This window comes from Campylobacter sp. BCW_6460, from assembly GCF_001762705.1.
In the GTDB taxonomy this organism is placed as follows: domain Bacteria; phylum Campylobacterota; class Campylobacteria; order Campylobacterales; family Campylobacteraceae; genus Campylobacter_D; species Campylobacter_D jejuni.
Map to the genome: position 1 here is coordinate 68184 of NZ_MJXI01000001.1, position 12688 is coordinate 80871.

The following is a 12688-nucleotide window of genomic DNA, read 5'->3' on the forward strand; positions in this document are numbered from 1 at the left end:
TAATGCTAAAAATTCAAGGAGTAAAACACTTTGAAAAAAGTCGTTTTTTTCCTTTTTTTAGTCAAAATATACGATCTTTTAAATATTTAGCTCTTATAGGCTTAGGAAGCAATATAGAGCCCGAAAAAAAAAGATTTGATATGCTTTTTCGAGTAATGATGGATGATAAAAGATTTAAAATTTTATCCACATCTCCTATGTTGATAAATGAAGCCTTTGGTTTTAAAGAGCAAAAAGATTTTACCAATGCTGTTATGTTGATACAAACTAATTTGCATGCACGAGCACTTTTGAAAGTTTTACTTTATTATGAAGTAAAATTTAAACGCAAGAGAACTTTCAAAAACGCTCCTAGAACGCTTGATTTAGATCTTTTATACTTTTCACAAAAAGTCAAGCGTGATAAGTGGTGTGAGGTGCCTCATAAAGGGGCCAAAGAAAGAGTGAGTGTAATTTTGCCTTTAGGCATGATATAAGGAATATAAATGGGACAACTTATACATACTTTTACTGTTGAAGATACAGAACAAATTATACCCAAAGTAAAAGAAGATTACGGAGATAAAGCTTTAATTATAACAAATAAACAAATTCGTCCTAAAACCTTAAATCGCAGTGCGCTTTATGAGGTTATGGTAGCCATAGAAGAAAGCGACTATGAAGAACACTTAAAAAAACAAGGAAAATCTTTACCTGCAAAAAAAAGCTCGCCAAAACCATCTTCTACCTCTCTTACAGAAGAAAAAATTAGATCTCAAATCCCTCAAGAAGATGAAGATGTAGTCTTGGATTTCTCAAACACTCGCTTAAATACAAATTTAAACACTGTAAAAAACAATGACTTAACTAAAAAAACCTATCAAGATTTTCTACAAAACAAAATCAACCCTCATCAAAATAAGACTCTAAACTTTGATGATTTTAAAGAAAAGCTAAGTGAAGTTAGTAATGAAATTTCTAAAGTCACAAACACACCTTTAGAAAATTACACCCCTAATCTAAATTATAATAAAAAAATAGAAAATTTTGAAAAGCAATTTGAAAAACAAATCAACAAGCTTAACGATAAAATAGATCTTCTTGCAGATATGATGTGGGACGATAAAGCCGAAGCTAGAAAAAATCTTATGATACCTCCTGAATTTGCAAGTATTTATAAACAAGCCAAAGAAAGTGGAATGCTTGAAAATCATCTAGAAGCGATTATGAAGGCAACTATAGAAAATATGCCAGCTGCTATGAAAACCAACAAAGATGCGGTTCAAAGATATTTTCACTCACTTTTAAGAAATATCTTGCCTTGTCGTGTTGAAAGCGATATAAAAAAACAAAAAATCATGATGCTAGTAGGCCCAACAGGAGTTGGAAAAACAACAACCTTAGCTAAGTTAGCTTTTCGCTATGCTTATGGAGATAAGCGTTATAAAACAGGTATTATTACGCTTGATACTTATAGAATCGGTGCGGTTGAGCAACTTTTTCAGTATGCAAAAATGATGAAACTTCCTATTATTGATAGCATAGAACCAAAGGATTTAGATGAAGCGATAAAAAGCTTAAATAATTGCGAAGTAATTTTGGTTGATACTATAGGAAATTCACAATACGATCAAAGTAAACTTTCTAAAACTAAAGAATTTTTAATGCACTCAAATGCAGAAATTGATGTAAATTTAGTGGTTTCTGCAAACACCAAACATGAAGATTTAATGGAAATTTATAAAAATTTTTCATTCTTAAATATTGATACTTTGATTATTACTAAATTTGATGAAACAAAGGTTTTTGGAAATATCTTCTCTCTTATTTATGAAACGAATATTCCTCTAAGCTTTTTCTCTACAGGACAAGAAGTGCCAGATGATTTAGAAGTAGCCAATAGTGATTTTCTAGTTCATTGTATTTTAGAAGGGTTTAATAAAGGAAAAAATAATGAATAACCAAGCAAATAAACTTCGCAATCTCATGAGTCAAAATGGAACCAAAAAATCCCAAAACACTCATTTTATAGCTATTACAAGTGGAAAAGGTGGCGTTGGAAAAAGTACGATTAGCGCAAATCTAGCCAATGTTTTAGCAAATAATGGCTATAAAGTTGGGCTTTTTGATGCTGATATTGGCTTGGCAAATTTGGATGTCATTTTAAATGTACGCATACAAAAAAATCTCTTGCATGTTTTACGTGGAGAATGCTCCTTGGAAGATATTTTAATAGAAGTTAAGCCAAATTTATGGCTCATTCCAGGCGAAAGTGGAGATGAGATTTTAAAATATAATGATAAAAATATTTACGAGAGATTTTTAAATCAAGCAAGTATTTTAGATGAGCTTGATTTTCTTATTATCGACACAGGCGCGGGTATTGGTGGAAATATTTTAAATTTTTTAGAAATGGCTGATGAAGTTATAGTAGTAACTGTTCCTGATCCTGCAGCAATCACTGATGCGTATGCAACCATAAAAACAACTTCTAAGACAAAAGAAAATTTACTAATGCTCTTTAATGTTGTAAAAAATGAAAATGAAGCTTTAAAAGTTTTTGAAAATATTAAAAAAGTTGCAGATGCAAACATTAAAAATCCTTTAAATTTAGAATTCTTAGGTCATTTAAGCGCTTCTAAAGATGTAAGTGGTAGTATTAAAAAAAGAACTTTATTTAGCGATGAAAACACAGCCTCAAGTGATGAGCTTAAAGCCCTAGCTTCCAAGCTTTTATATAGATTGGAACGGAAAGTGCTTGATAATGTTTCAAATCGTAGTTTTTCAAGTTTTTTTAGAAAAATTATTGAAAGATTTTAGCAATAAAGAGAAGAGATTATGAGGCCAGAAAATTACGTAGCATTTTTTACTGTTTGTGGATTTTTTATAGGACTTGCATTTAGCATTATTAGTATAGATGAAGCCTTTGATATACTGATTTTTACTTGTTTTATTACTTTTATGTTTTATGTTTTTGTTCATATTGCCATTATGAATTTTATAGATGTAAAGAAAATTAGCGGTAGAATCTTTAATAAACACGATTATGAAAAAACTAGCAATAATATTATCAACGATTTAGTTATTCGTGAAAAGAAAATGGATATAATTTTAGAAAAGCTCAATGAAGAAAGAGAAGAGCTAAAGAAAAATGAATCCAAAGAAAGACGAAGAAATGCTAAAAGAGCCGCCTAAAGCTTATGCACAAATGCTAAAGAAAGAGCAAGATGAGCTTGTGCTTTCTTACATGCCAGCTCTGCGTGCTATGGCTTTTAGACTAAAAGAACGCTTGCCTTCAAGCATAGATGTTAATGATCTTATTAGCATAGGCGTTGAAGAAATGATAAAGCTTTCACGCCGTTACGATAAAGAACAAAATGATAACTTCTGGGGTTTTGCAAGAAAAAGAGTTAATGGCTCTATGCTTGATTATCTTAGAAGTCTTGATGTAATGAGTCGCAATAATCGCAAAATTATTAAAGATATTGATGTAATCATGGATGAATATTTCCTTGAGCATGAATGCGAACCTGATGATGAATATCTAGCCAAAAAACTTGATTTGGATGTAGAAAAAATCAAAGAAGTAAGAACAGCTCATGCTATTAGCTATACCCTGCCCATCGATGAGCAAATCGAACTTTACAACGAAGACAATACTTTAGAAAAAATTGAAAAAGAAGAACTTTTAGAAAAAATTCACGAAGTGCTAGATGATCTTAAAGAGCGCGATCAGTTAATCATTCAGCTTTATTATTATGAAGAATTAAGCCTAAAAGAAATCAGTGAAATTTTACAAATCAGTGAAAGTAGAATTTCACAAATTCACAAAAAACTTCTTAAAAAACTTAGAGAAAGGCTAATGTAATGGCTGAAATACTTTCCCAAGAAGAAATTGATGCCCTGCTTGAAGTTGTCGATGATAACACCGACACACCCATAGCCTCAAATTCAAAAGATGAAAAAGATGAAAGAAATATCGTTGTATACGATTTTAAGCGTCCAAACAGAGTTTCAAAAGAACAACTTAGGACGATTAAAGGCATACATGATAAATTAGCAAGAAATTTAGCCTCTCAAATTTCATCGATGATGAGAAGTATTGTTGAAACTAAACTTCATTCAGTCGATCAAATGACTTATGGAGAGTTTTTAATGTCTTTGCCAAGCCCAACAAGTTTTAACGTTTTTTCTATCAAACCTTTAGATGGAAACTGTGTTTTAGAAATCAATCCAAGCATAGCTTTTCCTATGATAGACAGGCTTTTAGGTGGTCAAGGTGATAGCTATGAAGCTTCGCGTGAGCTTACGGATATTGAGCTTAATTTGCTTGATTCTATTTTGCGTATCATTATGCAAAGACTTAAAGAAAGCTGGGCTACTGTAACTGAAATTTATCCTAGTATTGAAGCTAAAGAATCAAGTCCAAATGTTGTGCAAATCGTATCTCAAAATGAGATTGTTATCATGGTGGTAATGGAAATCATCATAGGAAATTCAAGCGGTATGGTAAATATCTGCTATCCTGTAGTACATTTAGAAAGTATATTAAGCCGTTTAGCAAACCGCGATATTATGATGGGTGAAACCTCAGCCAAAAAATCACGTAACAAAGAACTTAAAACTTTAATCGGTCGTGCTGAAGTGGTATATGAGGCAATTTTAGGAAAAACCTTAATTAATGTTCATGAATTTTTAGAACTTAAACAAGGCGATATTTTAAGGCTTGATAGAGAAGCAGATGATAAAGCTATAGTAAGCATCGATAAAAAAGATGTTTTCTTAGCACAAATTGGATTGCATCGTTTTAGAAAATCTATTAAAATTTTAGAACTCATACGCACAGATAAAGATGAAATCAAAGAAATTTTGGAAAAATACGAAGAAGAACGTAAAGCTAAAGCTAGTGTTTATGATGAGCCTGAAGAGGAGGATGAAGAAATATGATCAATGATTTTTTAAAAATGTTTACAAATGAATGCATCAGCACCATTGAAGGTTTAACAGGAAAAAGTGCTGAATTTAGCGAATATAAAGAATTTGATGTCAATGCAAGTGATACTTTAAAAGCACCTTTAGTGTATGCTATATTTGATATAGCAAATGGTGGAAAAATAGGAATTTTAGCCGGTGCTGTTTTAATGAGTGCTATTGGTGAATGGATGATGGGCGAAGAAGAGATCACCAAAAACGATAAACTAGGTCCTGATGAAATGGATGCAGCTAAAGAAGCCATCCAAAATATCATTTCAGCATTTTCTACAACTTTAGGAGCTCAAAAAGACATTCCAAAAATGGATTTTAGTATAGAATCTTGTGAATTTGTGCCTGAAAGCGTAGATTTTAAAGATTTTAAAAAATTATTTTTATATGATGTAAAAATAGGCGATTTAGAAGAACAAGTTTCTTTAGCCATGGATCAAACACTTCACAACATCCTAAGCGGGAAACCTGCTGAAACAGGAAATACAAGCACCGATTCTAATCACAACGCTGAAGAAAAAGCGATAATGCTTAGCGAAGAACTTAAAAATATCAATCTTATCATGGATGTTCGTTTGCCTGTGCGTGTGCGTATAGGCAATAAAAAAATGCTTTTAAAAGATGTTTTAACTATGGATATAGGTTCAGTTGTGGAGCTTAATCAACTTGCAAACGATCCGCTTGAAATTTTAATCGGAGATAAAAGAATTGCTTATGGCGAGGTAGTAATTGTCGATGGTAACTTCGGCGTTCAAATTACAGAAATTGGTTCTAAAAAAGAAAGATTAGAACAACTAAGATAAAAAGTTTTAGCCTACAAATTAAGAATAATAAATATAAACGAATTAAAACTAAAACAAACTAAAAGGGCTGAAATCAAAATGTAAAGATTTTGGAGTATTTAACTTAAAAGGTTTTAGCTCTTTTTTAGGAGCAACAATTAAAGCATAACCACCTTTATTATATCTATCCCAAATACTAAAAAATTGACTTTTAGAACTTATATATTCTCCATGGCTTGGATCAAGTATTTGCAAATAATTTCCTTTATGATTGATAATTATAACAAAATGTGGAAAGCGTGGATCATCTTCAATTTTTACAAGCATTGGAATATTTACAAGTTTATCCAAGTTTTCTCTATTGATTTGATATGAATTGCTTTGAAAGCCCAGTTTTTTAACTGCATCGCTTAAATCTGCAAAGCTTACCATATCCGTATAAAGTTCTTGTCCGCTCATAATCTTTAAAAGTTCAAGTTCATCAAACTTTTTTTGATCATCAAGTATATTAAGTAAAGTTGCTAAAGATGAAGCCCCACAAGATTGCTCATAAGTTTGTCTTATTACTCTTTCGTTTTTAATTTCTTGATAAGACTTAACTACCCATTCGGCTTTTGCACTCAAAGCAAGAATGGGTAAAAATAATAAAATTTTTAGAATTTTTTCCATAAGCTTATCCCAAATATGCTATCAGGAGAAGCAGAGCTTCCTCCAAAACTAGCATTAACAGAAACTGCGGTATCTAAATTAATGCTATAAGTAGAACCTAAACTTAAAGTTGGAATAGAACGCACTTCAGAATTTTGATAGCCATTGATTTTTTGTTTCATTTGAAATCTTTGCTCTGCTCCTAAATCTAAAGTAATTTTAGGACTTAGAATAATAGATAAATCCCCACCCACATAAATACTATTTCCATACTCTATTTTAAGGGTTTTAAATTTTCTTGATTGATTATAACCAAATCCTGTATAAATACTATAAACCACAGGATCGCTATATCCCCTTAAACTAGCTTGTAAGCTTTGTGATTTTAGATAAAAGTTTTTGGTTTGATTGATTGCTTTTTCTCTTTGAACGACTGCAGTTTGAAAGGTAATTTGTGGAATTAAATCTGCAATGCTATCGCCTGTATAAATAAAACCTAGCCATAAACTATCAAAACCTATTCTGTTTTTACTAGAATACTCATTTGTAAAAAAGTTTGTATATTCTTGTCTTGCATAACTTCCGCCCCCTGAAATAAGTATGTCAAACTTAGGTGTTATGGTATAAATGAAAGTTTGAGTTAAAAACACCTGCTTTGTATCATTCCAAATTGTAGGATCTCCGCCTATTGTTATATTAGGATAAAGAGAATACGAGTTTGCATTTCCTATGCTAAGCAAAGAAAAGCTTGTAATGCTTCTTAAGCCTATTTGCTTTTTAAATAAACTGTCTATATTTAGTTCATCACTAGCAAAAACACAATTAACTAAAACCATAAATGCTAAACAAATCTTTTTCATTGTTGCCTTTCTAAATATTTTCAAATTTTTTTAAAAGCAATGAATGTTCCAAATAAAAAAATTTGATTTTAATATATAATTTGTGATATTATTCAAATAAAGAGTAAAATAATTAAATAAGGAGAAATTATGCTTAAAAAATTAGCAAGTTCATTGATTTTAGGTTCTTTGTTAGCTAGTTCTGCTTTTGCTGGGGATTTTTTAGCTAAAGTTAGTAATGGTGCTTTAAGTGATAATTCTCAAGGGGTTAAAGCTCTTAATTTAGATGAGATGAAACAAATTAAGGGTGGGTATATAACCTATTTAAAACGACTTAGTGATAATGAAGTTATAGCCTTTGCCAAACCTGATTGGAATTTGGAATTAACTTTATTTCAAGATAGTAACGGAGATCAATATTATTGGAATAGAGAAGGACTTGTTCGATTTGGTGGAATGTGCGGTATAGAAACTACAAATTGTTTGGTTAATGGTAAGCATTCCTATATCAATCAAAAAAGACTTTGGGAAACTATGAGTATAGTGGGCGATGACCCTTATCGTAACTTTCTTGGATATACTGTGAAAAGAAATATTGGTATTTCTAATTTAGGGAAAAGATTTGTGTATTTTTCTTATGGAGTGGCTGTAATCAACGAACAATCAGGTTCTTGGTATAGAGTAAAATCAAGTCCTGTTTTGAATAATTACAGAGTAGTTAAGGAAATCAGTTCAAACTATAAAGACTTTTTAGAAAGATATCTTGGTGGGTATTCTATCAAGTAAAGAGGAAAAACTAATGATAAATAGTCTAAACTCAAATTTAAACTATGATTATAACACTTCAAATTTTAAACAAGATAAAAATATTGATTTTAAAATCAACAAACACGGAGTAGCCGTTATAACAGGAGAAGGTGCTTTGCCTTATCGTGGAAAAAAATTTGAGTATAATCCTAAAATATTCGGACTTGATGAAAGTATTAGCAAAAAAGATATGCAAGAATTTAACAACTTTATGAAGTCAAATGCTTTAAAAGACCCCAATAAAATAGAAAAATCCCCTTTAAAAGATTTTAATCCTGCTTATACAAAATGGGACCCAACTACGGAGAAAATGATGTTAGGTTTTTTTGTTTCTTATTCTAAGATGTTTCATTTGGGCTACGACATCATCAAAAAAGCCGATGAATTTTATAAAGAATTTGACGCACTTATAAGTAAAGATTTAAGCTTAAATGAGTTTAAAACTAAATACATAGATTTTAAGCAAAGACACGATGAATTTGTGAAAGAATACGAAATGGCTATGGGTGATAAAATGTTGCTTTCTAGTGATGATGAAATTATCACTCAACAAAGTGAAAAACCCTTCAAAGCCATTCAAGGCGAAAGTAAAAACAAAGAAACTTACAAAGATGATAGCACAAGAAACGAACTTGTAAAAAAACTATTAGAAGGTAAATTTAGCACTAGTAAAGAATTAGAACTTCTTTTTGGTATGAAATTTAGTGATGATGATGCAGGAGAATTTAATAAAATCCTTTCTTTAAATTCTACACCAAAAAGTATAGATATTAAGGCTTAAGGATTTAAAAGTCTTTAAATTCCTAATCTTAATAAAATAAACCTATTAAAACTTATATAATAAAGAACTTATTATAAATTTTTAGCTAGAATGGAATTTATTTTAACTAAAGGTTGAAAAATGAATGAAAAAATAAGCCAAGATTTAGAAAAATTTGCTAACATACCAAACCTAAAAAATGCCGTAACTTTTTTTGGTTCAGCAAGACTTAAAGAAGATAATTTTTATTATCAGCAGGCTAAAATTTTGGCACAAAAATGTGTTCAAAATGGTTTTTGTGTGATAAGTGGTGGAGGAGGAGGCATTATGCGTGCAGCCAACGAAGGTGCTTTTTCACAAAAAAATAATACAAATTCAATGAGTTCTGTAGGGTTTAATATATTTTTACCTCACGAGCAAAAACTTAATGATTTTGTAGAATATAATATTACTTTTGAGAGCTTAGCCATACGCAAAATGGCTCTTATTGAAAAGAGTCTAGCTTTTGTGATCTTCCCAGGCGGCTTTGGAACACTTGATGAATTGTGTGAAATTCTTACATTAAAACAATTAGAATTTAAAAAAGATGTTCCTATTATTTTGTTTGGGAGTGAATTTTGGCGAGGTTTTGATGAGTTCGTCAGAAATTCTTTGCTCAAACTTGAAGTGATTTCTAAAGGAGATGAGTTAAAGTATAAAATCACTGACGACTTGAATTTTATAATTAATACTTTAAAGGAAATTTAATGAAAATTCTAGTCGCTATGAGCGGTGGAGTTGATAGTACAGTCACTGCTTATAAACTTAAAAATTTAGGTCATGAAGTTATAGGTTGTTATATGAAACTTCATGGCAAACCAAATTATCACGAAGAAAATATCAAAAAAGTAGAAAAAGTTGCAAACTTTTTGCAAATTCCTTATCATATTTTAGACTTACAAGAAGATTTTAAAAACAAAGTTTATATGCCTTTTGTGGATACTTATAAAGAGGGTAAAACACCAAATCCTTGTGCTTTATGCAACCGTTTTATCAAACTTGGAAAACTTTTAGAATTTGCTAAAAGTTTAGGTTGTGAAAAACTTGCCACAGGGCATTATGCAAGACTTGAAAACAACTTAATAAAAACCGCAGTAGATGAAAGCAAGGATCAAAGCTATTTTTTGGCTAGTGCAGATAAAGAAGCTTTAAAATATCTTATTTTTCCGCTAGGCGAAATGAAAAAAGAAGATGTGAAAAAATTTGCTTCCACTATAGAGGTTTTAAAATCTTTTGCCACTCAAAAGGAAAGTTCTGAAATTTGCTTTGTTGAAGATACTTATGTGCAAGTTTTAGATCAGTTTATGGATACAAAAATTCCTGGAGAAGTATTAGATAGTAGTGGAAAAGTAGTAGGCAAACATGAGGGCTATATGCACTATACCATAGGCAAAAGAAGAGGCTTTGAAGTGCGTGGAGCACATGAGCCACATTTTGTTTTAAAAATCAATCCTAAGCAAAATCAAATCATCGTAGGAACCAAAGAAGAACTTAAAATTAGTGAATTTAAGCTAAAAAATATCAATCTTTTTATAGACACTAAAGAGCTTGATTGCGAAGTAAAAATCCGCTATCGTTCAAAATCTACACCTTGTAAGGTAGAAATTTATGAAGATAAAAGCGCAAAAATCACTCTAAAAGATCCTGTTTATGGACTTGCTAGCGGACAAATGGCAGTCTTTTATGATCATGATAAAGTCATAGCAAGCGGTTTTATAGAATAATTTCTAGGAATTAATTCCTAGAAATTATTAACAAAATCCTAAAATTTTCCACCAAAAAAGCCCAACAGCTATCATCACTACTATATCAACTATGGAAATCACAAAACCTATACTCCACCATTTTTTAAGAGTTACATAGCCTGTTCCAAAAATAACAGGAGCTGTTCCTGTTGCATAGTGAGTTAATGCCATCATAACATTACCTGAAGCTATCATAATAAAAGCATAAAGAAGTAGTGGTGCTCCTAAGGCAAGCCCTGCACTATAAAAAACAAAAAACATTGCTGATATATGAGCTGTAGTGGAAGCAAAGAAATAGTGCGTATATAAAAAAGCAAGGCTTAAAAATATCATAATAGAAATTTCCCCAAGTCCCATAGCAGAAGCAAATTCACCTAAAACTTCAGCTAAAAACTGAGTAACACCAAGTTTGCCAAGTAAAGTTGCCATCATTACAAGAGCCGAAAACCATACTAAAGTATTCCAAGCAGCTTTTTCAGCCAAAACTTCCCCAAAAGTTAAAACTCCACTAATTAACACCAAAGACAACCCAAGCAAAGCCACGCTAGTCGCATCAAGAGAAATTCCAAAAAACAAGCCCAAAGTTCCAGCCCATAAAAGTAAAAGCGAGACAAAAACACTGAGCATTATTTTTTCACTATTTTTCATTTTTCCAAGTTCTTTCAATTTATCTTTAGCAAAAGTGGAAGCATTAAGCGTGGATTTAATTTCTGGTGGAGAGAGAAAATAAAGCACCAAAGGCATCAAAAGCATAGCAGCTATACCAGGTAAAAACATCCCTAAAGCCCATTGCCCCCAAGTTAAACGCACTTCTAAATTTGTAGCTTGTGCTATAAGATCAACCACCAAAGGATTTGGAGCTGTAGCTGTGATAAACATAGCTGATGAAATAGGATTAGCTTGATAATTTACCAAAGAAAGATAAGTGCCTATTTTATTTTGCGTTCCATCTTCAGGAGTAGATTTAAAACTTCTTGCAATAGTTGAACTATAGGATTTATGATAGCCCCTGCTCTTGCAGTATTTGAAGGAGTAACTGGAGCTAAAATGGTTTCGCAAAAAGCTATAGAATAAGCAATACCTAAGGTTTTTTACCAAAAATACTGATAAAATGATAAGCTAAACGCTCTCCAAGTCCTGTTTTAATAACTCCACGAGCCACAATAATAGAAATCACTATAAGCCAAATAAGAGAATTTGAAAAACCACTTAAAGCATCTTTTATACCTGTTTTAGATTTTAAATTTGATATAGCAGTATTTACTTTTTCATCTATACTCTTTTGAGATAAAAAATCAAGTGCTAAAGTATTTAAAGCTGAAATTTTAGTCTCATCAATAAGTTGTTGCGTAGAAGTTTTTGAAGTAGCCTTGGTGTAAATTTTACTTAGATTTTCAATCTGGTAATTTATATCTGTGCTTGATTTTAAAATTTCATTAACTTTTGCTTTTAAATTTCTACTTATATTAGCATTGATTAAAGCCTGCAAAATAGTGGCTTCAACTGCCTCATCCATAGTTGTATTAGAATTATCTCTTAAAACAATTCCCTCAAGAGTTTTTTATGTGTAGCACGCACAGAACTTTGGGCAGTGGTAATGCCACTAAGAGCTATTATGGCAATAGCTATCATACAAACAGCCCCCAAAGGCATTACTTGCAAAATCACCGCCATAATCACAGCAATAAAAAGCCCAAGAAAATGCCAAGAATTATCTTCCAAACCTACAGGAGTAGGCATAAGCCAAAACACAGCTGCAATTAAAATACACAGCGCCAACAAGGGAATTTTACTTCTGTTCATTATTTATCCTTTGATATTGGTAATGTAATTTACAATGCTTAAATTTTAATTAACTAATATTTTAATAAATATTAAAATTACAATTTTTAAATAAATTTTTAATTTATTGTTACAAACATACATAATTTTTTACGTTATAAAGAAGCTAGTCTAATTGAAAAATAAATAGGGAATTTTAAATGAAGAAAACCCTTCCCCAGATAACTGCGGCACACACTAAAATCAAGTGCTCTGCTGTGTTCCCACCCTGAAGCGGTGCTTAAAAATAGCATTGCACAGGTCTAAGAAAAGGCAAAGAAATTA

Annotated in this window: 16 protein-coding genes and 1 other RNA gene; 11 read left to right on the forward strand and 6 right to left on the reverse strand. The window is 31.2% G+C overall.

Annotated elements, in window-relative coordinates; translation table 11 throughout:
* The first annotated feature begins 2 nt into the window (after window positions 1–2).
* From folK to fliY, 7 genes are read left to right on the forward strand one after another with little or no spacing between them, the layout of a single operon-like run.
* Complete coding sequence (gene folK / locus AJ881_RS00400) at window positions 3–476, forward strand: 2-amino-4-hydroxy-6-hydroxymethyldihydropteridine diphosphokinase (protein ID WP_002851803.1); 474 nt, start codon at window positions 3–5, stop codon at window positions 474–476.
* Between the two features lie 9 nt (window positions 477–485).
* Window positions 486–1940: a flagellar biosynthesis protein FlhF gene (gene flhF, locus AJ881_RS00405; protein WP_070285327.1), complete on the forward strand. Its 1455-nt coding sequence runs from the start codon at window positions 486–488 to the stop codon at window positions 1938–1940.
* On the forward strand, window positions 1933–2799 hold the full coding sequence (gene flhG / locus AJ881_RS00410) for a flagella biosynthesis ATPase FlhG (protein WP_002854691.1): 867 nt from the start codon (window positions 1933–1935) through the stop codon (window positions 2797–2799). Before flhF ends, flhG begins: the two co-directional genes overlap by 8 nt.
* 18 nt (window positions 2800–2817) lie before the next feature.
* Window positions 2818–3174, forward strand: coding sequence for a hypothetical protein (locus AJ881_RS00415; protein WP_002854547.1), 357 nt, complete (start codon window positions 2818–2820; stop codon window positions 3172–3174).
* Window positions 3155–3847, forward strand: coding sequence for an RNA polymerase sigma factor FliA (locus AJ881_RS00420; RefSeq protein WP_002871494.1), 693 nt, complete (start codon window positions 3155–3157; stop codon window positions 3845–3847). Before AJ881_RS00415 ends, AJ881_RS00420 begins: the two co-directional genes overlap by 20 nt.
* Window positions 3847–4926, forward strand: coding sequence for a flagellar motor switch protein FliM (fliM, locus tag AJ881_RS00425; RefSeq protein WP_002851710.1), 1080 nt, complete (start codon window positions 3847–3849; stop codon window positions 4924–4926). Before AJ881_RS00420 ends, fliM begins: the two co-directional genes overlap by 1 nt.
* Complete coding sequence (fliY, locus tag AJ881_RS00430) at window positions 4923–5765, forward strand: flagellar motor switch protein FliY (RefSeq protein ID WP_002860902.1); 843 nt, start codon at window positions 4923–4925, stop codon at window positions 5763–5765. Before fliM ends, fliY begins: the two co-directional genes overlap by 4 nt.
* Window positions 5766–5813: 48 nt before the next feature.
* On the opposite strand, the gene AJ881_RS00435 is transcribed toward fliY, so the two are convergent.
* Window positions 5814–6413 (reverse strand): C39 family peptidase, encoded by a 600-nt coding sequence (locus AJ881_RS00435; protein WP_053872216.1) that lies wholly within the window; start codon window positions 6411–6413, stop codon window positions 5814–5816.
* Window positions 6398–7252: a hypothetical protein gene (locus AJ881_RS00440; RefSeq protein ID WP_070282809.1), complete on the reverse strand. Its 855-nt coding sequence runs from the start codon at window positions 7250–7252 to the stop codon at window positions 6398–6400. The genes AJ881_RS00435 and AJ881_RS00440 overlap by 16 nt, the downstream gene beginning before the upstream one ends.
* Window positions 7253–7381: 129 nt before the next feature.
* On the opposite strand from AJ881_RS00440, the gene AJ881_RS00445 reads away from it, so the two are divergent.
* From AJ881_RS00445 to mnmA, 4 genes are all read left to right on the forward strand, one after another.
* The gene (locus AJ881_RS00445; protein ID WP_186820429.1) at window positions 7382–8017 is read left to right on the forward strand and encodes a hypothetical protein; all 636 of its coding nucleotides are present in this window, start codon (window positions 7382–7384) and stop codon (window positions 8015–8017) included.
* A gap of 13 nt (window positions 8018–8030) precedes the next feature.
* Entirely contained in the window at window positions 8031–8819 is a 789-nt protein-coding gene (locus AJ881_RS00450; RefSeq protein WP_002858816.1) for a hypothetical protein, read from the forward strand.
* A 120-nt stretch (window positions 8820–8939) separates the two neighbouring features.
* Complete coding sequence (locus tag AJ881_RS00455; RefSeq protein WP_002870918.1) at window positions 8940–9545, forward strand: TIGR00730 family Rossman fold protein; 606 nt, start codon at window positions 8940–8942, stop codon at window positions 9543–9545.
* On the forward strand, window positions 9545–10561 hold the full coding sequence (gene mnmA, locus AJ881_RS00460) for a tRNA 2-thiouridine(34) synthase MnmA (RefSeq protein ID WP_002870919.1): 1017 nt from the start codon (window positions 9545–9547) through the stop codon (window positions 10559–10561). The genes AJ881_RS00455 and mnmA overlap by 1 nt, the downstream gene beginning before the upstream one ends.
* Before the next feature lie 27 nt (window positions 10562–10588).
* Here mnmA and AJ881_RS09670 read toward each other — a convergent pair whose 3' ends face one another.
* The 4 genes from AJ881_RS09670 to ffs form a co-directional block, all read right to left on the reverse strand.
* Complete coding sequence (locus AJ881_RS09670) at window positions 10589–11641, reverse strand: DASS family sodium-coupled anion symporter (RefSeq protein ID WP_350308225.1); 1053 nt, start codon at window positions 11639–11641, stop codon at window positions 10589–10591.
* A 22-nt stretch (window positions 11642–11663) separates the two neighbouring features.
* Entirely contained in the window at window positions 11664–12098 is a 435-nt protein-coding gene (locus tag AJ881_RS09675) for an anion permease (protein ID WP_070252757.1), read from the reverse strand.
* A gap of 20 nt (window positions 12099–12118) precedes the next feature.
* Window positions 12119–12385 carry an anion permease gene (locus AJ881_RS09680; protein ID WP_079860565.1) on the reverse strand — a complete coding sequence of 89 codons (267 nt, stop codon included), beginning with the start codon at window positions 12383–12385 and terminating at the stop codon, window positions 12119–12121.
* 190 nt (window positions 12386–12575) lie between these two features.
* An RNA gene (gene ffs, locus AJ881_RS00480) (signal recognition particle sRNA small type) lies at window positions 12576–12673 on the reverse strand.
* Window positions 12674–12688 lie beyond the last annotated feature (15 nt).

Excerpts from the sequence above, each read along its gene's own strand:
- flhF (WP_070285327.1), top strand. The coding sequence starts at position 486 with ATGGGACAACTTATACATACTTTTACTGTTGAAGATACAGAACAAATT.
- fliY (WP_002860902.1), top strand. The coding sequence starts at position 4,923 with ATGATCAATGATTTTTTAAAAATGTTTACAAATGAATGCATCAGCACC.
- AJ881_RS09675 (WP_070252757.1), bottom strand. The coding sequence starts at position 12,098 with ATGGATGAGGCAGTTGAAGCCACTATTTTGCAGGCTTTAATCAATGCT.
- AJ881_RS00435 (WP_053872216.1), bottom strand. The coding sequence starts at position 6,413 with ATGGAAAAAATTCTAAAAATTTTATTATTTTTACCCATTCTTGCTTTG.
- mnmA (WP_002870919.1), top strand. The coding sequence starts at position 9,545 with ATGAAAATTCTAGTCGCTATGAGCGGTGGAGTTGATAGTACAGTCACT.
- AJ881_RS09680 (WP_079860565.1), bottom strand. The coding sequence starts at position 12,385 with ATGAACAGAAGTAAAATTCCCTTGTTGGCGCTGTGTATTTTAATTGCA.
- folK (WP_002851803.1), top strand. The coding sequence starts at position 3 with ATGCTAAAAATTCAAGGAGTAAAACACTTTGAAAAAAGTCGTTTTTTT.
- AJ881_RS00415 (WP_002854547.1), top strand. The coding sequence starts at position 2,818 with ATGAGGCCAGAAAATTACGTAGCATTTTTTACTGTTTGTGGATTTTTT.
- AJ881_RS00445 (WP_186820429.1), top strand. The coding sequence starts at position 7,382 with ATGCTTAAAAAATTAGCAAGTTCATTGATTTTAGGTTCTTTGTTAGCT.
- AJ881_RS00420 (WP_002871494.1), top strand. The coding sequence starts at position 3,155 with ATGCTAAAAGAGCCGCCTAAAGCTTATGCACAAATGCTAAAGAAAGAG.
- flhG (WP_002854691.1), top strand. The coding sequence starts at position 1,933 with ATGAATAACCAAGCAAATAAACTTCGCAATCTCATGAGTCAAAATGGA.
- fliM (WP_002851710.1), top strand. The coding sequence starts at position 3,847 with ATGGCTGAAATACTTTCCCAAGAAGAAATTGATGCCCTGCTTGAAGTT.
- AJ881_RS00455 (WP_002870918.1), top strand. The coding sequence starts at position 8,940 with ATGAATGAAAAAATAAGCCAAGATTTAGAAAAATTTGCTAACATACCA.
- AJ881_RS00440 (WP_070282809.1), bottom strand. The coding sequence starts at position 7,252 with ATGAAAAAGATTTGTTTAGCATTTATGGTTTTAGTTAATTGTGTTTTT.
- AJ881_RS00450 (WP_002858816.1), top strand. The coding sequence starts at position 8,031 with ATGATAAATAGTCTAAACTCAAATTTAAACTATGATTATAACACTTCA.